General features: G+C 36.2%; 15 protein-coding genes. 3 read left to right on the plus strand and 12 right to left on the minus strand.

Annotated features, from left to right (window positions below; translation table 11 throughout):
- Positions 1-534: 534 nt before the first annotated feature.
- From MT390_RS16735 to MT390_RS16745, 3 genes are all read left to right on the plus strand, one after another.
- Positions 535-1,986, plus strand: coding sequence for a glyceraldehyde-3-phosphate dehydrogenase (locus MT390_RS16735; RefSeq protein ID WP_299664235.1), 1,452 nt, complete (start codon positions 535-537; stop codon positions 1,984-1,986).
- A gap of 452 nt (positions 1,987-2,438) precedes the next feature.
- Entirely contained in the window at positions 2,439-2,864 is a 426-nt protein-coding gene (locus tag MT390_RS16740; RefSeq protein ID WP_299664233.1) for a DUF4174 domain-containing protein, read from the plus strand.
- Positions 2,865-2,952: 88 nt separating this feature from the next.
- Positions 2,953-4,104 carry an alpha/beta hydrolase gene (locus MT390_RS16745; RefSeq protein ID WP_499442293.1) on the plus strand — a complete coding sequence of 384 codons (1,152 nt, stop codon included), beginning with the start codon at positions 2,953-2,955 and terminating at the stop codon, positions 4,102-4,104.
- Positions 4,105-4,321: 217 nt separating this feature from the next.
- Here MT390_RS16745 and MT390_RS16750 read toward each other — a convergent pair whose 3' ends face one another.
- From MT390_RS16750 to pbpC, 12 genes are all read right to left on the minus strand, one after another.
- On the minus strand, positions 4,322-4,777 hold the full coding sequence (locus MT390_RS16750) for a tellurite resistance TerB family protein (protein ID WP_166369980.1): 456 nt from the start codon (positions 4,775-4,777) through the stop codon (positions 4,322-4,324).
- A gap of 64 nt (positions 4,778-4,841) precedes the next feature.
- Positions 4,842-5,459 (minus strand): HAD-IB family phosphatase, encoded by a 618-nt coding sequence (locus MT390_RS16755; RefSeq protein ID WP_166369978.1) that lies wholly within the window; start codon positions 5,457-5,459, stop codon positions 4,842-4,844.
- Positions 5,456-6,544, minus strand: coding sequence for a cysteine protease StiP family protein (locus MT390_RS16760; protein ID WP_499442238.1), 1,089 nt, complete (start codon positions 6,542-6,544; stop codon positions 5,456-5,458). Before MT390_RS16760 ends, MT390_RS16755 begins: the two co-directional genes overlap by 4 nt.
- 4 nt (positions 6,545-6,548) lie before the next feature.
- The gene (locus MT390_RS16765; protein WP_166369974.1) at positions 6,549-7,328 is read right to left on the minus strand and encodes an HAD hydrolase family protein; all 780 of its coding nucleotides are present in this window, start codon (positions 7,326-7,328) and stop codon (positions 6,549-6,551) included.
- Positions 7,307-8,377 (minus strand): phosphoribosyltransferase domain-containing protein, encoded by a 1,071-nt coding sequence (locus MT390_RS16770; RefSeq protein ID WP_499442240.1) that lies wholly within the window; start codon positions 8,375-8,377, stop codon positions 7,307-7,309. The genes MT390_RS16765 and MT390_RS16770 overlap by 22 nt, the downstream gene beginning before the upstream one ends.
- A gap of 281 nt (positions 8,378-8,658) precedes the next feature.
- Positions 8,659-9,735 carry a sodium:calcium antiporter gene (locus MT390_RS16775; RefSeq protein ID WP_240923564.1) on the minus strand — a complete coding sequence of 359 codons (1,077 nt, stop codon included), beginning with the start codon at positions 9,733-9,735 and terminating at the stop codon, positions 8,659-8,661.
- A 582-nt stretch (positions 9,736-10,317) separates the two neighbouring features.
- The gene (locus tag MT390_RS16780) at positions 10,318-10,923 is read right to left on the minus strand and encodes a TerD family protein (protein WP_166369968.1); all 606 of its coding nucleotides are present in this window, start codon (positions 10,921-10,923) and stop codon (positions 10,318-10,320) included.
- An 80-nt stretch (positions 10,924-11,003) separates the two neighbouring features.
- Positions 11,004-11,579: a TerD family protein gene (locus MT390_RS16785; protein ID WP_028869612.1), complete on the minus strand. Its 576-nt coding sequence runs from the start codon at positions 11,577-11,579 to the stop codon at positions 11,004-11,006.
- 1,119 nt (positions 11,580-12,698) lie between these two features.
- A complete protein-coding gene (locus MT390_RS16790) occupies positions 12,699-16,097 on the minus strand; it encodes an EAL domain-containing protein (protein WP_499442243.1) in 3,399 nt (1,132 codons plus the stop codon).
- A gap of 380 nt (positions 16,098-16,477) precedes the next feature.
- Positions 16,478-16,909, minus strand: a complete 432-nt coding sequence (locus tag MT390_RS16795) for an ATP-binding protein (RefSeq protein ID WP_499442245.1) — start codon at positions 16,907-16,909, stop codon at positions 16,478-16,480.
- A gap of 251 nt (positions 16,910-17,160) precedes the next feature.
- Positions 17,161-18,828 (minus strand): methyl-accepting chemotaxis protein, encoded by a 1,668-nt coding sequence (locus MT390_RS16800; protein ID WP_499442247.1) that lies wholly within the window; start codon positions 18,826-18,828, stop codon positions 17,161-17,163.
- A 251-nt stretch (positions 18,829-19,079) separates the two neighbouring features.
- Entirely contained in the window at positions 19,080-21,431 is a 2,352-nt protein-coding gene (pbpC, locus tag MT390_RS16805; protein ID WP_499442248.1) for a penicillin-binding protein 1C, read from the minus strand.
- Positions 21,432-21,509: the final 78 nt, after the last annotated feature.

Raw genomic sequence — 21,509 nt, forward strand, 5'->3', positions numbered from 1 at the left:
GATCTTCTCCAGTTAAATGATTGAAATTTATTCTTATATACCGAAGAAAATAAAAGATTAAGACTTTGCAAGGTAAAATAAATCCTCACTGTGTTACTAGCTTGATATTGAATAACCAGCTATTTAGCATCAAGAAGTCAGCTAAAGATGTTCAACACCATCCTGTTGTTTTTTGCGAAGTTCGAATTACTCTATCTAGAAAGGGGGACATGAAAGTGCAATATAATTACTTCGTTTATTCCTTTGGCGTAACAGATATTATTTCTAAGGTACTTATTTATTTTAAACCTTATGGATTAATTGTCACTAAAAACATTGATAATTAAATTATAAATAACATAATAAATTCTTTAACAATATAACCTATCTCATTTAACTCTTTTAACATCTCCGCGATCTCATTTTTCATAACGCATTCAAGCTTTTACTTTGTCAACGCGAGTCAAACGAGCATAATCTAGGCCTCATTTTTAGGGATCGAGCAACGCTCTATTCCTTTGCAGAAATATATTATTATAAATGAAAGGTAAACGCATGAACCAAGTTATTTCTAATACCTGTATGCAAGATTGGTCGGATCGCGAGTCGACAGTAGAAACCATGATTCCGATGATTGGTGCTTTGTACCGTAAAAAGAACATTGTTACCTCTGTATACGGTCGTCCTATTATAAATCGTTCTGTTATTGACTTATTAAAAGCGCATCGCTTTGTTCGTCATATGGAAGACCAAGAACTTTCTGTATTAGAAACCTTTCCTATCATTAATGCGATGATGTCGATGGATCTAGATCGCGCTCACGTTGATGTAGGTAAGCTTGCGGTTAAATTCCGTAATCAAGAAAATGCAACAGATCTTGAGACGTTCTTGAATGAAGAGCTTAAAGGTGCACTTGGTCAAAATAGTCCTGCAACAAAAGAAAATCGTGATGTGGTACTTTATGGTTTTGGTCGTATTGGGCGTTTATTAGCTCGTCTTATTATTGAAAGATCTGGTGGCGGTAATGGTTTGCGCTTACGTGCGATTGTAGTTCGTAAAGGTAAAGGAAGTGACCTTGAAAAACGTGCAAGTCTATTACGTCGAGATTCTATCCATGGCTCTTTTCGAGGTACTATCTCGATAGACAAAGAAAAAAATGCGATTATTGCTAACGGTAATTATATTCAAGTTATCTATTCAGATGCACCTGAAAATGCTGATTACGAAGCCTACGGTATTGAAAATGCTTTAGTAATTGATAATACAGGTATCTGGCGTGATCAAGCAGGCCTAGAACGTCACTTGCAAGCTAAAGGTGCTTCGAGAGTATTATTGACGGCTCCAGGTAAGGGAGATATCAAAAACGTTGTTTACGGTATTAATAATGACGTTATTGAAGAGTCGGATACTATATTATCTGCCGCTTCGTGCACAACTAATGCAATCACACCTGTATTAAAAGTAATTGATAATGAATATGGCATTATTAATGGCCACGTGGAAACTATTCACTCTTATACTAACGATCAAAATTTAATTGATAACTATCATGAAGGTGACCGACGCGGCCGTGCTGCGGCATTGAATATGGTTATTACTGAAACAGGTGCGGCTTCAGCCGTTGCAAAAGCATTTCCTGAAATGAAAGGGTTATTAACGGGTAACTCAATTCGTGTCCCTACCCCTAATGTATCTATGGCCATCTTATCTTTGAACCTAAAGAGTGATGTGACTACAGAAGGAGTTAATGACTTCCTTCGTAAAATGTCTTTGTATTCTTCAGTACAGAAGCAAATTGATTGGGTTAACTCTTCAGAGGTGGTATCCACCGATTTCGTGGGTAACTCTCACGCTGGTATCGTCGATGCGCAAGCGACAATAACTAGTGATAAACGTGTTAATTTATATGTTTGGTATGATAACGAGTTTGGTTATAGCCACCAGGTTATTCGTATTGCACAGCAAATGTGCGGGGTGTTTTACCCAATGTACCCTGTTGTAAAATAGCACTTAAAACGATCAAAACCATAAACCGGCCACATGTTATTAGACTGAACACTAATGTTTTAGTGTTATCAATGAAATATGTGGCTATTACCGAATTTTGTTTCCCAAACAAATACACTTGAGTTTACAGTTTTACAATGTTTCCTCTTTTGAATGCTCTCTAAAAGCTACTCTGCGCCCATCATCAAATATTTAATAGGATGTCACCTTTCTTCTACTTTAGCACTACATATTGACTACCTAGCCGCAAGCATCTCGCTGAATGTATCGAGCCAAATGACTTTACCAATTGACTTTACCAAATGACTTTCTCAATGACCTTCTCTTTGATCTAATAACGCTTTCAATACGTATTTACAAACACAACAAGATCTAACAACAGCTAACAAGTTTTTCAGGATTGTTAACTTTGCTTAATATGCCAACCTAGATTACCGATCAGGGAATAAAATATGAAATACGTTATTTGTTTTTTTATCATTAGTTTGTCTATTCAGGCCAAGGAGTTAGCGATGCTAACAGATCTTTCCGATCTAAGATGGGAGAATAGAGTAATTGTCGTTAGTACCGTCAATGATAAAGACAGTATATCGAAAATATTTGAGCAGCATGAAACTGAGCTTAATGAGCGCGATATTGTTTGGTTTATCATGCAAAACAACACAGTAAGCAGTAACTTCAGCGGGAATATTGCTGACAACTTTGTGCCTAACATGATTCAAAATTACAAAATAAATGCTCAGCTAGAGCAAGGAAACGTCATGTTGATTGGTAAAGACGGAGGTATAAAATGGGCAGCTAAACGTCTCAATTTAGCAGACATATTTTCAAAAATTGACTCTATGCCAATGCGTCAAGTTGAGATGCGCCCTAAATAAGTTAAGTACAAATAAGTTAAGCGAAAAAAATTACTTTGTTTTTCATTACACATTCATTTTTTAATAGGACTTTATCGTGACTTCATCTTTGTATCGTATTGCTTTTATTAGTGCCATTGCGCTTTTAACGGCCTGTAGCCAATCTAAGACAGACCCTAATTATGTCGCTTCAGCATCATTACCTAGTTACTCCCAAGATAATTTTCAACAGTATGTTAATGAAACTAAACAATGGTTATCTCAACATCGTGTATTTAAAACAGATAATATTGAAAAAGAGCTACAAGCGAATGCACCCTTTGAGCTAATTCCTGAAAACCCAAATGGCGATGCAGTATTATTGGTGCATGGTTTAGGTGATTCCCCCTATTCCTTTATGGATGTGGCACAACATCTCTCTGCACAGGGTTATCTTGTTAGAACGGTATTATTACCCGGACATGGCAGTAAAGTCGGAGATTTAATGTTACCGAGATTAGAAGATTGGCAAAATGCAGTAAGCCATCATATTGCGTTATTAAAACCAAAGGCCAACAAACTATGGCTTGGCGGTTATTCTACAGGTGCAAACTTAGTCACATCAGAGGCATTAAATGATGATGGCATCGAAGGATTATTACTATTTTCACCCGCCTTTAAACCAGAATCTTCGGTAGTGAAATGGGCTAAAGTTGCTAGTTATGTCATGACATGGGCGGACCGAGATCCTGAGACCAATTATACGCGCTATAACTCTTTGCCAATGAATGGAGCTGCTGTTTATTACGATACAGTAAAAGTTGTGCAACATGATTTAGAAAATACGACCTACAACAAACCCGTTTTTATGATGATAAGTGAAGGTGATAGTGTTATTGACACCAAATTTCCCACCACCGTGTTTCAAAAACAATTCACCAATAAAAATAATCAGCTGATATGGCAAGGTGAGCGTGATTTATCCATTGAAAAAACGACAAGATTCACTATGCAACGTCCCGATTTACACATTGTTAATGGCTCTCACATGGGATTATTATTTTCACCTAATAACGCCGAATATGGTCAACAAGCAGCGATTAGAATATGCAATAACGGGCAAAGTAAAGAACAAGAAAAAGCCTGTGAACTAGGTGATGAGGTATGGTTTTCTTCTTACGGTTCAAGAGAGGAAGGAAAAACCCTGGCACGCTTAACTTACAACCCCTATTTTGAACAAAGCATGGAAAAATTAGATGCGATGATGAACGGTGAATGGTGAATTATAAAGTTAACTGGATAGCTTGTTGCTAACGTCTATTTTAGAAGTTGTTTTAAAAGTTGTTTTAAACAAAGTTATTAGTATTTTAGATAAAATCTGCTTATAAAAAAGGCTGAAATCTTTAGTGAAAGATTTCAGCCTTTTATGACTACTAGTCATTGATTAGTTTAGCAGTCATTGGTCAGTTGAGCATTAATGACTGCATATCAATTGATGATTATAAATCGAATTCAGATGGGGCAATACCCACTGCATTACAAGCTTCTTTAATGACTTGTTTTTCATCAGCATCAAACTCGCCATCAGCACCACCAATAATGATACCTAATTGAATACAAGCACGTGCTTGTTCTGGCTTACCTTTTAATGCACCTAGTGCTTGAATCGCTTCAATTTTACCAAAGTCGTAATCTGCTTCTAATTTGTTACAAAAGAAATCAAATTTTTCTTTTAGGTCAGAAGGCGAAAACACTTTTAGTGTTTCATTAGCCATAATAAAACCGGCTGTTTTTTTACGCTCGTCTGCATCGATATCACCATCAGCAGCAGCTACTAATGCACAGATTGCCATTGACGCATCAGCAAATTTTTTATTTTTAAATTGACCCACGTTTTTTTGTAAATTTTCATTGGCCTCATTTAATTTTTCTTTAATATTATTCCAAAAACTCATTTTTACTTCTCCAAATTAAAATTAAACTAAACCAGTGATAGGTTTAGCATTAAGCGTATTAATATCAATTCCCTACAAAGGGATCTAATTTACCGTTTTCTACAAAAAACTTATGTTGAGCAAGGTCTAACATCGGGATGTCCACAGGTAAGTTACCATAGGATGCCTCTACACAATAGTCTAAAGCATCTTCTTCAATGGTTAAATTAAAGCGACGTACTTTTTCTTCTAATTGGCACTCAGGCCCGATTTCTCCAGTTAATTTTCCATTTTCAGATTCAAGCAATGTTCCGATCACACGCGCTACCGGCCACTTTAATTGTGCCACGATGCCTTCGATAAAAGGTTGTGGTGAAGCAGTGATGATCCAAACTTCAACGCCTTTTTCATGAAGGTCATACATCTGCTGTACCACTTCTTTGATTTGTGAGAGTTTTGCCGCACTCACTAACCCCGCTTGATAAACTTGTTCAGCATCCCTGCCCTCTAATGATTTTTTATAAAGGCGGTGTTTAATTAAAGATCTGAGCTGTCCTCGATAGACGCGAAGATCCCAAAAAAGTGCGAATAAATAAAAAAATAATGGTTTTCTACCTAACAAATACTTAAACAAATAACTCAGGGAGTTTTCGTGTACTAAGGTCTCATCAAAATCAAATAGGGCAACTTTTTTTGTATTCATATGACATCTTTAATTAATGCGCATGCCCCAAAAGGCATCGCTGGAAAAGTGATTATGCTAATTTCTTTTTCATTAGCAATACGTAATAAATGCTTTATATCAGGGTTATTCGTGTCATTCACAATTAACAAATCAGGTACTCTACGCAGCATGACACGGGTGGCTTCTGCAATACCTGGTTTAATACGATTGATGTCACTGACATTGAATTTTTGCATTAGCTCAGAGATTGCTTGCTGTGTTTGTTGATGACGTAATTGGCGTTGCTCAGGACTTATCAACTCTGCCCTTTGATATTCTTTTTCTACAAAACATGCTGAAATTTCTTCAATAAACCAATTTGAATAATCATAATCCTCTAGGTGCTGATAAGAAATACAGCCATGAAAATCGGTTTCACCAATTTGATCATTGATCACAGAGCGACTTATTAACCCACTCACGGTCGAATTCATGAGTGCGCTAGGGATAGTATAATCACGTAACGTCACTGAAAAATCCGCTGTACCGCCAATATCAGAAATAACGTAGAGTTGTGCACCAATATTTACTTGTCGACGGTTATTATATTCAACAATGGCTTGTTTTAATTCTCTTGTGATCACGCCTTTTGCAGTCCAGCCATCAATAAACACTATACTTTCAGGTGGTATTTTTAGGTCATAAATGAGGTAATCAAGCGCATTAACGTCAATGCCTTTATCACGCACAATACTGATCGAAAAATGTTGAGCATTGACATTCGCATATTGATTAATTGCTTTATTCGCCAATACACCAATAGGCGTGCCTGCACGCACTAAAGACACAATACAAACATCCTGTTGAATATTGTCTTCTATTAAATAGGCCAGCTGTAGAATTTCATTGGCTAACTGTTGTTTATACTGAGCGGTCAGCGAAAGAAATAATTGTTCATATTCAGTAGTGGGTTTTGATTCTTGACTGACCATTTGCGAATAATGCAATTGCCCTGTTTGAATCAACCTTTCTTTATCTTCCACGGTATAAAAATTAGGCTGTATTTGTTTTAATAAAAACTGGCAATCTTGTTTTGAATAACTGCCTAATAATGGCTCTTTCATTATTTTATTCCTGCTTAAAAATTTGTGCTTGTTGCGGAACAATTAAAAAATCGGAGTCCTGCATAAAAGGCAAATCACTGTGACTATCACCCATTGCAAAAACCGTATCCAACTCACCTACGTTCATCATTTTTTTTAAGAAATCAACGGCTACTTTTTTGCGTGCGTAGGGAGGTAATATGGCAAAGTTACGACCATTAGCGTGTAAAAACATCTCTTTAGGTAAGGTAGATTCTAAATAGTCATTCACTTGTACTATTTTTTTAACATCTGCATAATCTTTACTTATCTTTAAGCAAAGATAAGTGCTAATGCCATGGTCGATAATCAATCTAACCCGCACACCACTATTGATCACTTCAAAGTAATGAGATAATTTTTCATACAATTCAACTAATTTATTATGCCATAGTTGTAGGCTAAATTGCTGTTCTAAAAACACTTTCCATTCATCTAACAGTTGATGTTTATTATCTAAAATAACTGCCCCATGTGAAACAATGGCGTAATCAGTATTGGTAATTGCAGGTAACTTACAATTCAAAAAAGAGCTACTTCTTCGCCCTGTAACAGGAATAATGATCGCATTTGATTTGATCATTACGTTTAATAATTTTTGTTGTTGTACTGAAGAATAAGCATAGGGTTGACCGTTCACGCCCACCGTAGAAGGGATCATATGTTCACTAACTTGCCCTTTTACACTCGCAAATAATGTATCGTCTAAGTCAGTAAATACAAATAAGCGATCATTGTTTTTGGTTAAGACTTCCATGGGTGACATTTAACTCCATCGGCAAATTCTAACCCTTCGTACTGGTGCTCACTGACCACAAATACTGATTTATTTTCAGGAAAATAATTATACAAATAATGTTCCGCGGTATTAGATTCGGTTTCAATTTTATATTGATTTTGAATCACTTCACAGGGCAAAATAGGTGAACGATTAATTGATTGAAATACTACATCTACGCCACTTTCTTCTAATTTCTCCGCCAATAAAAAGGGAATATATTGGTGCTCTCCATCGGCGATAACAATGGTGCTATTTACAGATTTTATTTCATTCAATTCGCTAACGTAGGGCATTGCTAATCCTCGTCTACCAACGGCAGAAGAAGCCTTTGAAGTGCTTAGTTTTGTATCTGCATATTGCGGTAATTGCGGCTTAAATTCTGGATTTTTTTCAATACTAAGGTCAGCATCAACTAAGGATACATAACGAATCGGTAAGCCTATATCTGCGCTATTAATTAAACTTTTTTGACCACCTAAATTAATGATTGAAGTCACGATCACTTCTTCTAAACAGGGTAGATAATCAATCAAGTTGTTAAGTAATTGTTTAATGGTTTTTCCAGTGGTGATTTCGTCATCAACCAGGATTAATCTTTTTACCTGAGTAATGGCGGGTAATAACTCGTCTTTAGGCTGGTAAAAAAGATGGCTAACGGCATGACTGTGAGCCTCATCAATACTAAACCACAATTTAGCATCTATTTTTTGTCTAGTCGTATGCTGGAAGTAAACTTTATTTTGTCTTTTGGATAAGCTGTCTGCAACACCTGCTCCTAATCCCGTTGCCGCTTCAGCTAAACTAACCACATAACTGCTTGCACCGGGTTTAATTTGGTCGACAAGTTGCTCATAAGTTTCACGCATGATCTTAGGAGCCGTAGGCGTATATCGACCAATTAACTTATTAATAATAATAAAATGTCTTTTAGGGTTCTGTCTGCAAGCAAATGACAAAATGTTATCTAAACATTCTCTGTCATTATCGGTCTTTAAGGAGATATCTCCCGCTGCAGTTGTATAAGTATGTTTCATATTAACCATTAAATTATATTTAAACGTTTAAAAATTATAGTCATCACCATCGTACCGCCTCTGCGTGGACTAAGACAGTCATATATTGCTATTTATCAAGCATTTGTGATGAATAAAATACACATAAAAAAGCTATTCCTTGTAAGGTTATGCAATTTTAAAGTCTACTCAATGATATCTCATCGCCTATTGCTTAACTGTATTTTCAGCGTAAATTTATTACAACTCAATAAAAAAAGGCTTATTCAAGAATAAGCCTTTTTTGCGAGCATTAAGTACTTTTATTGAATAACAAAGTACATTGCAGCCGCCCAAATACCGAACATTGCTAATAAGAAGTATGCAACGCCTTTGGTTACTTTCTTATGTTTAAACAATAAGCTTGCTGCTACTGCGCCAGTGATGGCAACAATTGACCAACGTAAAATAGTCAAGTTAGCATCTTGCTCTAATGGTAATGAATCAACACCATTAATAAGGAACCATGCTAATAATGGTAATGCAAAGGCAACCGTGGTATCAAAAGTATTTGACGCTAATGGGTTAGCAACTGCATCTTCATATTCGCCTTTTTGAGCATCTTTAACCGATAGGATTAAATCAGGAATAGAAGACGCTGCAGCACCAAATATTAAGCCAGCAAAAAACTCAGGAACACCTAATACTGTCGCACTACCTAATACACCTTCAACTAGCACATGTGATGCGCCTGAAATGATTAAAATAGCGAGTATTAAAACAACGAGGGAACTGATTAAAGTGAAACTTTTATTTGAAAATAACAATGCATTGAAGTTAAAAGTAAATAAGTTACCGATCACGCCTTTATCTTCGATTTCTTCATATTCATACTCTTCATCATCTTCACTGTATTTTTTAGAGTCGTAATATAAATGAGCTCCGTAACCTACATAGATAAGGTTAAGAATAATCGCCATCCAGATAGTGAAATGATCAAAGCCTAAACACACGATCAATGCAATTTCTGCCGCTAACACCCAAAAAACGTCTCTTATCAAAGTACGCTTATCAAGTTCAATATGATCAACTTTTTTGCCGCTTTCATCTTTTGCCATTAGGATAGACAAAGCGGGGATCACACAACCATTAAAAATAGCAGATCCAGCTGTTACACCTAAAGCAACCATCACTAATGATGGATCGTCGAACCAAAACAAACAAGCAATAACAACAAACATCTCTGGCATGCTTGAACCGATAGCATTAACCGTTGCGCCTTTTATACCGGGTGCGAAATTACGGCCTAAGTAACCAGCTGCTTGTTCAAACGTATCACAGGCATATTTAAGTAAATAGCATGAAATAATGATATAAAAAAACGGTAATATTGTATCCAAGATACTCTCCAAATTAATAAGCTACTTGTATGCCGTAGCTTGTGGCTAATAAACTAATTTTTATTGCTGTCTAATAATACCAATCACTTATTTAAGGCAATCAGTACAATTTCCATTAACCGCACTTTATCAATAGTGATATTAACCACTATAAATATAAATGCAGGGTTTGGAGTTAAATCAGACAAGTTATGTTCAACCTATTGCGATTAACTTACTTCTATCATTAACAGTTCTATAACTAGCAGTTCTGTTACTAACAGCCATACAATTAACGCTTTAGATTTATTTCTTACTTTGTTTTATATTTAGTCACCAATCTGTGAGTCAGTTTTAATCAACCTGTAAACAGTTTATCAAATTCCTTTCTCTCGATAAGCCCTTGCCTCACCCTTTCAAGCTAAGTGTTTGCTAATAGCAAGACAGGCTGCATCGAATATTGTTTGATGACTAAATTGTTCTATTTTACATTGGTACTGTTACATTGGTATTGTTAAATTAGTACTGCTAAATGGTTACTGTTAAATTGGCACAGTTTGATTGTTACAGCTGCTTTACCAAAGTTACATCATCACTTAAAATCTAAAGGTAACCACCTGCAACAGTTTTAATTGTACCTTCTAGGCCTTTATCTGCTGTTGTTTCACCAATCGCAGAGAACTTCCAGCTACCATTATGCTTGTAAAGTTTACCAAGTACCATAGAAACAGAGCCTGCAAACTGTGGATCATTAGCAATATCATATACGGCATGAACAGAATCAACGCGACTCGGTGTACCTTCATACAAACGGATAGAAGCAAAAGGGATAGTTTTGAAATCGTTACCGCTGAATGAGTTAAGTACAAAAACAACTTGCTCTGCATTAGCTGGTAACTGCGGAAGATTCACGCTAATGATTTCATTATCTAAGCCATCATCACCGTCTAAATCACCTTCTAGGTCATCACCAGAATGTTTAATACCCGTACTAGTTAGTTTACCAAAGTAGACAACATCTAATGTTTTTCCGCTAGCATCAAAAACAGCACAACTCGCATCTAAATCAACAGCAACTTTTTTCTCGCCGCCAAAAAAACCTTTCTTAGTGATCGCACCCCAGTTAACGCCTACACAGATATTCGTTAAGCCAGTACCGTTACTCTTCTCAAGGCTGATTTTTTGGCCTTTTTGTAATGAAATTGCCATTTAATACTCCACATTGTTATTCAAAAAATAAAGATTGGCGAACACTGTCAGCCAACCTTTTATTAAAACTTGATCAAATACTAAACTTGTACGCCGTATTGACGAGCTAGAGGACCTAAACCACCTTCAAAACCTTGTCCAATCGCTTTAAATTTCCACGCGCCATTATGTAGATATAACTCACCGAAAATTAATGCAGTTTCAATAGAATAATCTTCAGATAAGTCGTAACGTGCTACTTCTTCATTTGAAGCTTGATTTACGATACGAATAAAGGCATTTGATACTTGACCAAAGTTTTGTTTTCTTGCTTCAGCTTCATGAATAGTCACTGCGATAACAATTTTTGATACATCTGCAGGTACTAAGCTTAGATCAACTTTAACGGCTTCATCATCGCCTTCGCCTTCACCCGTAAGATTGTCACCCGTGTGCTCAACCGATTTACATTCAGACATTAAGTTATTAAAGAATATAAAGCCTTTATCTGATTTAACTTTACCATCAGCCGTTAGTAGAAACACAGAAGCATCTAAGTCGAAATCTGCGCCATCAGTCGCTCTAGAATCCCAACCTAATCCTAATAAACATTTGGTCATACCAGGAGCAACTTTCTCTAAAGAAACATTTCCACCTTTTTGTAACGAAACAGCCATATTAATTCTCCACTTAATAAAAGTTTATTTTAACATTATAGATACCGATAAAGTATCAATACTCAATATACTATAGGGGCAAAAAAATTAACATGATAGAAACCTAACTTTTATAAAAAGTGAGACCTAAAAAAAGTTAATTCTCATTTATAATCAACATATTACTGATTATAAAATCAACTATCCCATCTAGCATAAACACTACTTTATAGAGGGTTTTAAAATACGCTTTGATTAATTAAATCATTCAAAGTTGATGCATTTCTTAACTCTCTTTCCACCATTAAAAATGAAAAATAACTAGCGATAATATTCAATCATTTCCCTCTTTAAACAAACTTATATCAAGTCTATAAAAAGGTCGTATTTTGGCCTTTTAACTCACGCCGATATCGCCGTTACTTAGTCACTTTAATTAGTGTGTTAACTTGAACAATTAGTTCAATTTAACCATTAACTCTTCACCCAGATACTATTTATTCTTTGTGATTAATAATCAAATTAAAGTTCACATGAAATTAAACTTCAAAATAATCCTAGGCATATTATGTCGAAACAATAACATTAAAACAATCTATTTAAAACACTATTTTGAAAGTCATACTTTTTAACCCTATTGTTTAAGCAATTTCTATTGTTAGTTTAAACTCAACTACTCCTTTATCTCATAGTTAACAAATCTACCGTTTCCTAGGCGTTAGTTAATAGAGAAAAAATTGATTACTATCATTAGATGGTGACTTAATTACAAAAAGCAAGGTAGCAATCAATTTTAGTCACCAAAAATATTTAACTGACGTGTTCTACAGACAAAAATATAGACATTAAGTAGACAAAAGTTAGTTGGCAAGTACCTCAATATTATTGTCGCCACCATTAGGGTATTTAATTAGCGGCGAATGTAAGGACTCGCAATATAACGAACTTCTTATATAAGGGTTCGCGAATGTAAAAGCATGCTGAGAGTGACAAACACCCGTTTGAAGGGAGAGCAGAAAATAGTCGTAAACAATCAACAACGGCTGTATCAAACGAATCATCGTATGCTGACAGTAAGTTATGTAGAGTATAAATTTAATAATTTAAGCCAGTAGTTTACCCACAAAGTAAATAAAGCTTTTATTTAAGAGTTGTTACCACCCGTTGTTGCAATAACAGATCGACTTGTGCAGCGGGGCAAGGTTTATAAAAGTAATAACCTTGAATTTCATGGCACCCTAGTTGCTTAATAAATTCATATTGCTCGACGGTTTCAACACCTTCAGCAATAATTTTTAAATTTAAACTGCTAGCAATTAAGACCATGCCTTGAATAACAGCCTTATTTTTTGGGTTATTGACCGCATCTTTAACAAACGTTCTATCTATTTTAATCGTATCAATGGGGTAAAGGTTGATACAGTTAAGTGATGAATAACCCGTACCAAAATCATCTAAAGCAATACTCAACCCATAGTCTTTAAAGCCCTGTAAAATAGTTAATGCTAGTTGTTCATTTTCAATCAAAGCATTTTCAGTAATTTCTATTTGAATATCTTTAGGGTCAACATGATGCGCTTTCATTATCTGTATGTAAGTATTCAATAATTTTTCATTTCGTAATTGCAGGGCCGATAAATTGATAGATAAGCGAACATTTTGATGACCATTTTTGCGCCAAGCAGCATATTGTCTACACCCTTCAGCAAAGATTAACTCATCCACTTGGCCAATTAATCCTAGCTCTTCAGCTAATGGAATAAAATTATTAGGTGCTATAATTTCTTGCTCTTCATTTTGTATTCTCACCAGAGCCTCAAAACCGACAATGTTTCCGGTATTCACTGAAACTTGAGGTTGATAATATAAAATGAATTGCTGCTTTAGGATCGCTTCTCGTAATATATCTTCATATTTATTGCGTAAAATATTCTTTTGTTCTAAAAATTTATCATAAAAAACATAACCATTACGTCCTTGGGATTTTGCTTGATACATTGCATTATCCCCACTCTGCAGCAATGTTTGTACATCATCACCATCATTGGGATACAAGCTAACCCCTAAACTCAAGGTACTGTAAATAGGTTTATCATTAATCAAAATAGGTGCTTTTATATGGTTAAAAATAGATAGAACAGCCTCGACTACATTTTCTTCACTCTGTATATCGGGCACGATGATAACAAATTCATCACCACCTAATCGCGCCAAGATATGCTCTTTAGAAAGTGCACTTTGTAAACGTTGCGTTAATTGCACAAGTAATAAATCACCTCCTTCGTGCCCAAGCGTATCGTTAACATGCTTAAAGTAGTCGACATCGATACATATAATTGCACATTTTTTATTCTCAACTCGGCAATGCTCAATCACTTCAGTGAGTTTATGTTGAAATAACTTACGATTTGGCAAACCAGTTAAAATATCTAAATTTGCTAAGTTTTTAATTTTCTCAGCTTGTAGTTTTTTTTCTGTTACATCTTCAAATAGCCCACGATAACCAGTAAATACCTGATTAATAAAAATAGGTTTAGCTGAAATTAACAAACAAATAACATTGCCATTGTGATGTCGATACCAACATTCAAAATCAATTATCACCTCATGACTATGCATTCTATTGATAAAACACCCTTCTTTTCCGACATTAAATTCATTAATTTTTTTATTCATCAATAATGCAGGTGGATAACCAATGATCTCGCTCGTTGAGTTGGAACAATACGTAAACTCATTATTTTTATCGGTTTCCCATAACCAATTAGATGAGCTATGTGCTATCTCACTAAACCGTATTTGTTCTTTCTTTAAATCTTGAATCAAAATTTCATTTTTTAATGCAGCACTAATAATAGCGCGCAAATTCTCAAACGCAGTGCCTTTACGGTTACTTAAATTCAAGGTCATAAAACCCAATGCTTTTTTCCTAAAAGACAGTGGAAAAACCATCAATGTAAAACGATCTTGATAATGTATTAGACCATCCGGCAATAATTTCTTGGCAAGAAATTCTTTATTCTCTATTTGCATAAATTGGTTATTACGAACAGATACAATGTTAGTAGCGTAAAGAGGTTCGCTATTTAGCTCGTTAAATAAAGAGATGTGTAGCTCCGATAAATTTAAAATATCAACGGCATATTCTTTTATTCCTGTTAAATCAAATGAGGAGTTGAGGTTATTAACGATGGTTCTAAAATAATTCAAATAATACTCAGCTTCAAAGCGCTGAAAATTAATCGCCACTTTCTCAATTTTATTTTTTAAAGAGATCAATTGTCCTATAAAACCAACCAATCCATGTGCATCTTTGTCCTGTTCTAAATATTGTAATGCGCTAAACTGTATACGGTCAGTCAATTCAAGCCATAGAATAATTTCTTCCGTTTTCACCGACTCTTGTAAGTAGCTTTGTAGTATTTTTAAAAAGCCATCAAAATCTTTTTCATGAACCGCCTGCTGGTATAAATGAATCACTGAGGCAACATCATCGCGAATAATACCTCCCTTATAAGGGACCACCTTAGACTCAAAATAATCCAGAATGCCTTTAAAAATCAGATCATTATTCTTTATATTCCCTAATGCTTTGGTCAGATCGCACTGCTCTTTATTGGATCTAAAATGAGCCTCAGGTAAACACCCACATGATTGTCTTATCACTAATGATGTGGGGACATAAATATCAACTCGTTGTGATTTACCTTCAATTTGATCAATAAGTGCCTGAGCAGCAACGCTACCAAGTTCAAAGAGCGGTTCTTGTATACTAGTTAAAGCAGGGGAAGCAAAGGCACCTTCTAATGTATCCATCGACCCTATCACTGCTATTTCTTCGGGAACAGAAATACCTCGCTCCTTGCAGGCGTCGATAACCCCGAGGGCTTGGTTATCATTTACTGCAATCACAACTTCAACGGGTTTACCCACTTGATCTAAGAAATTTTCAAAGGAGATCTTTGCAGCCAAGCGATTTAAATCAGCATATAAAACAGCATCTTGATCAAAGGGAAGCTGATGCTTAATTAACATTTCTTTGTATATTTCGGTTCGACTATTTGAAGAAGCGTGGTGCTTAGGGCCTCTCATTAAAAGAATATGACGATACTGATGTTTGACATAAAAGTGTTCAAATAACTGTTCAAAACCAATTGCATAATCGGTAATGACGTTGCTGTGCCCTTGCACATAACTACCGATATTGACCGTGGGTACTGTAGAAAACCTATTGATCAGTTTTTGACTAGAGTGATCATCTAAAAAACGTAAGTGAGAACTAAAGGGGCCAATCACCCCCGCAATTAAGTCCATATCAACAAGCCCAAAAACACGGTCTCGCACTAATGATAAAGGGTCTGTAGAATTAACCGCGCCACCACAATAACCGATCACGTTATAATCATTTTTCTCTGCCACATGAGCCGCGCCACGCATAATTCCCTCTTGGTATGCTGATGACATTGAACCGACTAACACTGCAATAGTAGCGCGACCATTTTTTAAAACATGTTGCTCATTAGCGGAGGGATTATGCATAGACTTACTTCCTTAGTTTAAGGTCTTACCATCGAACTAAAAATAGATCTGTTTACTTTATTCAATCTGAAAAAGTCAATTAATCGGCAATCTTTTACTTTCAACGTGGTGAACCAGTAATAAAGAAGAACAGCTCTTAGCAGCAAAATTAAAAAAGAAACAGATACATTCAGTATTATCTATAAAGTAAAAACTGTGAAGTGGGTGATAGAAGCCGCGTGAGGAATGACACTATATTTGTGTTTTTATACACTATATTTGTATTTTCATACACTATATTTGTATTTTCATACAATAAATTGTGACATATTTTTGCTATTTAAAAATATTTAACGACTAAAAAATATTGTGACAGCACGGTGAATTGCAGTGACAGGTACTTATGCTTGCCACCTCTTTTGCATTTTTTTAATTGTTTCAGCAGGAACATCATGAATGCTGATGAACTTTCCTGTGCACACTTTAATTTGTAGAGTTGCATTATAGTGCTTGGCTAATTGTCTATAAGCTTTCATCTCCCATTGCTCCACAAAGGTATTAGCGACCACCACATTGTGCTGCAACTTTAAAAAATGCTGACACTGTTGTTGGCACCAATCATGAGCTTGTTTGAGTAAGGCAGGTTGAAATAGATAGCGACCACTGTCATTAACAAAAAACATATCTGCTTCTAAGTGCTGCGTTGTATATTGCGCTTCTTTAACTATTTTTTTAGCTAAAGTACTTTTTCCACTTCCCGGTAAACCTCGAATAAGTGTCAGGGTTAATGAAGGGTTAGATAAAGGTGTAGATGAAGGCATAGGTAAGGGCATAGATGACTCTTTTTATGTGTTTTATTCCTGCAATCATAACAAAGAAGTAACACTACATTAGAAAACAGCAAAAAAGAGTTAGTGTAGTATCAGAACTCGTTATTTTATAAAACTTAATTCCTGATACCTATGTAAACTTAGCTCATGATATCCATAGAAGATTAGATTCAAATAATAAAGCACTAACCATGTTAATTAACAATATGACGCAAACGAGCATATGAATAATATACTCGTTGCTCGTCATCAAGTTACTTTATTTTAAATTGGCCCACTAATTGATTTAGTTTGTTACCTTCAATTAATACACCACGCGCAATTTTTTCAGCTTCACTGCTACCTTCTGTTAATGAATTCACAATACTTTGGATTTGGTAAACATTACGAGTGATCTCTTCTGTCACAGAACTTTGTTCCGTTGCCGCAGTAGCAATTTGAGTACTCATATCATTGATAGAGGTAATACCAGAGTTCACCGAATGTAAACTGTCTGAAATAGCGCGCGATGAATCCACAGAACGTACACTTCGCTCTTGACTCAGTGACATCGCTTTGGCAGAAAGCTCTACTAAGCGATGCAATTCACCAAGCATTTCATTGATTTCAAGGGTACTCTTTTGTGTACGACTTGCTAGGCTTCTTACTTCATCTGCCACCACAGCAAAACCGCGCCCATGTTCTCCTGCTCGCGCTGCTTCAATGGCTGCATTCAATGCTAATAGATTAGTTTGATCTGCAATCGCACCAATCACACTCAACACCTTATTAATTTCTTGCGATTGTTCCGTTAAAGCATTCATACTGCTTGCGGCACCATTAATTTCCTCTACTAAAGCAGAGACTTCTGTTAATGACGTTTCAACACAACTTTGGGCGTGATTAACATCTTCTGAAACTGCGCGGGTTGCTTCCGCTACTTGATTAGTATTGCTTGCAACTTCATTTGCCGTTGATGACATTTCTGTCACAGCAGATACAACTTGCTCTGTTTCATTGTTATGATCTTTTAATTGTGTCGCAATACCGCGGCTTTGTTGGTCCATATCACGTCCAGCTTGATTGATGCCAATTGTCGCTTCACTGATATCAGTAATGATATTTTTCAATTTATCAACAAACAGATTAAAAGAACGGCCTAATTGTGCAATTTCATCGTTTCCATTAATTTCAAGGCGTCGAGTTAAGTCTCCTTCGCCTTTAGCAATATCATTTAAGTTATCAGCCATACGTTGAATCGGTCTTACCATTTTAACTGCAGCGATATAGATGATAATGGCAGTAACAATGATTAAGGTAATCGAAATCATGAAAGTAAACATTACTTTCTCAGATAATGCTTTCTCAGCTTTATTGGAATAGTTAGCGATTACTTTTTCAATATCATCAACATAAGCACCAGTCCCTATCATCCAATTACTATTGGGGATCATAGTTGCATAACCAATTTTCTCGATTTGCTCAGAAGAACCTGGTTTTTGGAAATAAAATGAATAGATGCCATCGCCCTTTTGAGCTGCATTTAATAAACCAACAATTAATTTATTGCCTTTTGTATCTTTTAAATCAATAAAATTTTTGCCTTGCATTTCAGGTTTTACTGCATGGAAAATACTAGTGCCTTTGGTATCATAAATATAAAAATATCCCGCACTACCAAATCGAATATCACGCAGTGCGGCATCAATATCACCACCACTAGGTAGAGATTTTTGATAAGCAATAATGCCTAACGCAATTTCAGTAACTTCTCTTAGTTCTTGCTTACGCTCTTTCATCAAGGATTGACGAAATTCAGTAACATCTCGCTCAAGTCCCTCTTTTTCTACAGAATAAGAGATAGAAGAAAGTGAAACAATAATGATCACTAATGGCAATAGGGTTAGTAATAACAGCTTTTGAAGAAGATTTAATTTATTCATACTCAGTCCTGATCCTCCTTTTAAGGAAGTGAAAATAATGCATAGGGGTAAACATTTGCGCTGAGTATAAGCAATTTGCATATTTTTGCTTACTTATAATGTAAAAAAGTAATCAATTAAACCCCACTTTAGAGTTAGATCTAACTTACTTTGTTTAACCGTATGATTACAAGGCAATTTATGGGCTTTATTAAGGCAGTTAGGTTTTGTCTAGGTAGTTATTTTTACAAAATAAACTACTTAGATAAAACCTAGAATGATATTAAATCATCTTTCATGGTAAAAGTGATCCGTCCCGTTACGCCGTGTTGATCAATGGCAACAAGCTCCGCTTTTCCTTGTAATTGAGGTAATAATTTTAAAGTGAATGCACCGGCTTGTGAGGCCAACCATCGCCCATTTAAATACCAGCTAACTTTCCCCGAAGCACCCGCGGCATAGACAGTTTGTAGAATTAATTCCTGTTGCTGTCTATATATTTGTTGTTGATTTAATAAACCCACAATAGTGAGTGCATCAGCTTGTTTGGGGATCACTAAACAGTGAGGAGAATAGATGGGAATACGGTGTCCTCTTTTTTCATTAACGGCAAGCCAAGGTTCTAGCTGTCGAGGCCATACACTGACTTTTTTATGCTTTGCCACTAACGCTGCACAATGCCCAGATAAACGCAACCCGCTATTGGTATCAATCATAATGTTTTCTATCGCTTGATGAAAAGCTAATCCCGATTCTATTTGTAGCGTTCTCGGTGTGACCCCTCCTTTAGTAAGTGCAACAAAACGGCGATCACAGCTACCTTCACTTAAATGGCTCGCTCTGCCATCGGGCCAACAAATTTCTTTTTCCTGTATGTTAAATGGCCGCTCAGGCATTGCTGAAACAGATTGAAGATCCGCTTGTTTTGCATTATTTAACATGCTCAACACAGAAAATAATGCCGGCGCTGCGGTGGTTACGCCTAGTGCACCTTTTAATGGCTCTCCACTGGGTTTCCCAACCCACACACCAATACTATATTGTTCAGTGCTACCAATTGCCCATGCATCCCGGCTAGACCAACTTGTACCCGTTTTCCAAGCAAGTACTGGACGTACTTGTTGTGAAACACCCCAACTAAATTGTGCAGGAGGAGTTAATCCGGTTAAGGTTTTCCAAGTGATCCAAGCTGCTTCATCACTAACTAATCTACGTCCTTTAACTGCATTATTTTTGCTATTTTTAGGCTTTTCATTAGTTTCGGGCTTTTTAAAAATAAGTGGTTTAACCCAACCTTGATTAGCAAAACTACTGTGTAAAGTCACAAGACTTTGTAATGAAATCCCCGCACCTCCTAATATAACGGACGCATTAGCTTGACCATTGGGAATACGTAATGGATACAATACATGTGCAAGTTTATTCACAAACTTTTGTTCTCCATAGGCTTCAATCAATTGCACAAAAGGAATGTTCAAAGAGCGTTGCAATGCATCCGTTACAGTCACAGGGCCATCAAACCCTTTAGCAAAGTTACCGGGTTGATAGCGAGAATTTAAACGAGGCACATCGGCTAATAAGGATTGTGAATGAATAAGGTTGTCATCAATAGCTAAAGCGAATAATAATGGTTTTAAAGTTGATCCAGGAGAGCGGATAGCTTGAATCATATCAACGTGGCCAGCACGACTTGCATCTAACATCGAGGCAGATCCTACATAACTGACTACATGTTGTGTTTGATTATCAACCACCAGCACAGCCATCGAAACACCAGCCCCCTGTAACATCGCATATTCTTGAACGTAACTACTAATTTGCAGTTGTAAATCACGTTTAATATAAGTATTGATAACGGCTTCATTGGGGTTTTCTTGATGTAATCGCCTTGCTAACAGCGGTGCTACAAAAGGTTGCTCAGGTTTCCATACTACCACTGGTTCTTGTTTTACTTGCTTTCCCTTTTGTGGACTCCAATCGCCCTGCTTGACTAGTCGATCAATGACTTTATTTCTTGCTTGCGTGGCACGCTGAGGGTAACGATCTGGTCGATATCGCGAAGGAGCTTGTGGTAAAACCGCTAATAAAACAGCTTCAGCTGGCCGCAACGCCGAGGCAGGCTTTCGAAAATATTGATAACTTGCAGCTTGCACACCTTCTAAAGTGCCACCAAATGGGGCGTAATTAATGTAAATATTTAATATTTCTTGTTTGCTTAAATACCATTCTAATTGTAAAGCGCGCAATACTTGCTGTAGTTTTCCCAATAAAGTACGCGGATGAGGGTGTAATATTCGTGCAACTTGCATGGTGATAGTTGAACCACCAGAAACAATACGTTGATGGATTAAATATTGCCATGCTGCTCTTAAAAAACTAATCGGATTAACACCAGGATGCTGATAAAAATAACGATCTTCATAGGCAATTAAGGCTAATAAATACTCATCGGAAATATTTTCTATATCGACTTTATAACGCCATACTCCTTGCAGATCCGCAAAGGCACGTAACGGGTAACCTTGATCATCTAATACCACGCTAGCGAAATCCTGTTGCTGATCAGACAATAGTAATGGATAACAACGATTAGCAATCCATAAACTACACAGCACTAAAATCATGAATAAAAAGCACCATGCTAAACAAAGCCATGGCCATTTTAATAAGCCTTGATAGGTTGTCTTTGTCACTACACCAGT

The organism is Vibrio sp. 2-Bac 85 (assembly GCF_037546705.1).
In the GTDB taxonomy this organism is placed as follows: Bacteria; Pseudomonadota; Gammaproteobacteria; order Enterobacterales; family Psychromonadaceae; genus Psychromonas.

Excerpts from the sequence above, each read along its gene's own strand:
- MT390_RS16770 (WP_499442240.1), bottom strand. The coding sequence starts at position 8,377 with ATGAAACATACTTATACAACTGCAGCGGGAGATATCTCCTTAAAGACC.
- MT390_RS16765 (WP_166369974.1), bottom strand. The coding sequence starts at position 7,328 with ATGTCACCCATGGAAGTCTTAACCAAAAACAATGATCGCTTATTTGTA.
- MT390_RS16800 (WP_499442247.1), bottom strand. The coding sequence starts at position 18,828 with ATGAATAAATTAAATCTTCTTCAAAAGCTGTTATTACTAACCCTATTG.
- MT390_RS16735 (WP_299664235.1), top strand. The coding sequence starts at position 535 with ATGAACCAAGTTATTTCTAATACCTGTATGCAAGATTGGTCGGATCGC.
- MT390_RS16760 (WP_499442238.1), bottom strand. The coding sequence starts at position 6,544 with ATGAAAGAGCCATTATTAGGCAGTTATTCAAAACAAGATTGCCAGTTT.
- MT390_RS16790 (WP_499442243.1), bottom strand. The coding sequence starts at position 16,097 with ATGCATAATCCCTCCGCTAATGAGCAACATGTTTTAAAAAATGGTCGC.
- pbpC (WP_499442248.1), bottom strand. The coding sequence starts at position 21,431 with ATGATTTTAGTGCTGTGTAGTTTATGGATTGCTAATCGTTGTTATCCA.
- MT390_RS16750 (WP_166369980.1), bottom strand. The coding sequence starts at position 4,777 with ATGAGTTTTTGGAATAATATTAAAGAAAAATTAAATGAGGCCAATGAA.
- MT390_RS16795 (WP_499442245.1), bottom strand. The coding sequence starts at position 16,909 with ATGCCCTTACCTATGCCTTCATCTACACCTTTATCTAACCCTTCATTA.
- MT390_RS16755 (WP_166369978.1), bottom strand. The coding sequence starts at position 5,459 with ATGAATACAAAAAAAGTTGCCCTATTTGATTTTGATGAGACCTTAGTA.
- MT390_RS16740 (WP_299664233.1), top strand. The coding sequence starts at position 2,439 with ATGAAATACGTTATTTGTTTTTTTATCATTAGTTTGTCTATTCAGGCC.
- MT390_RS16780 (WP_166369968.1), bottom strand. The coding sequence starts at position 10,923 with ATGGCAATTTCATTACAAAAAGGCCAAAAAATCAGCCTTGAGAAGAGT.
- MT390_RS16785 (WP_028869612.1), bottom strand. The coding sequence starts at position 11,579 with ATGGCTGTTTCGTTACAAAAAGGTGGAAATGTTTCTTTAGAGAAAGTT.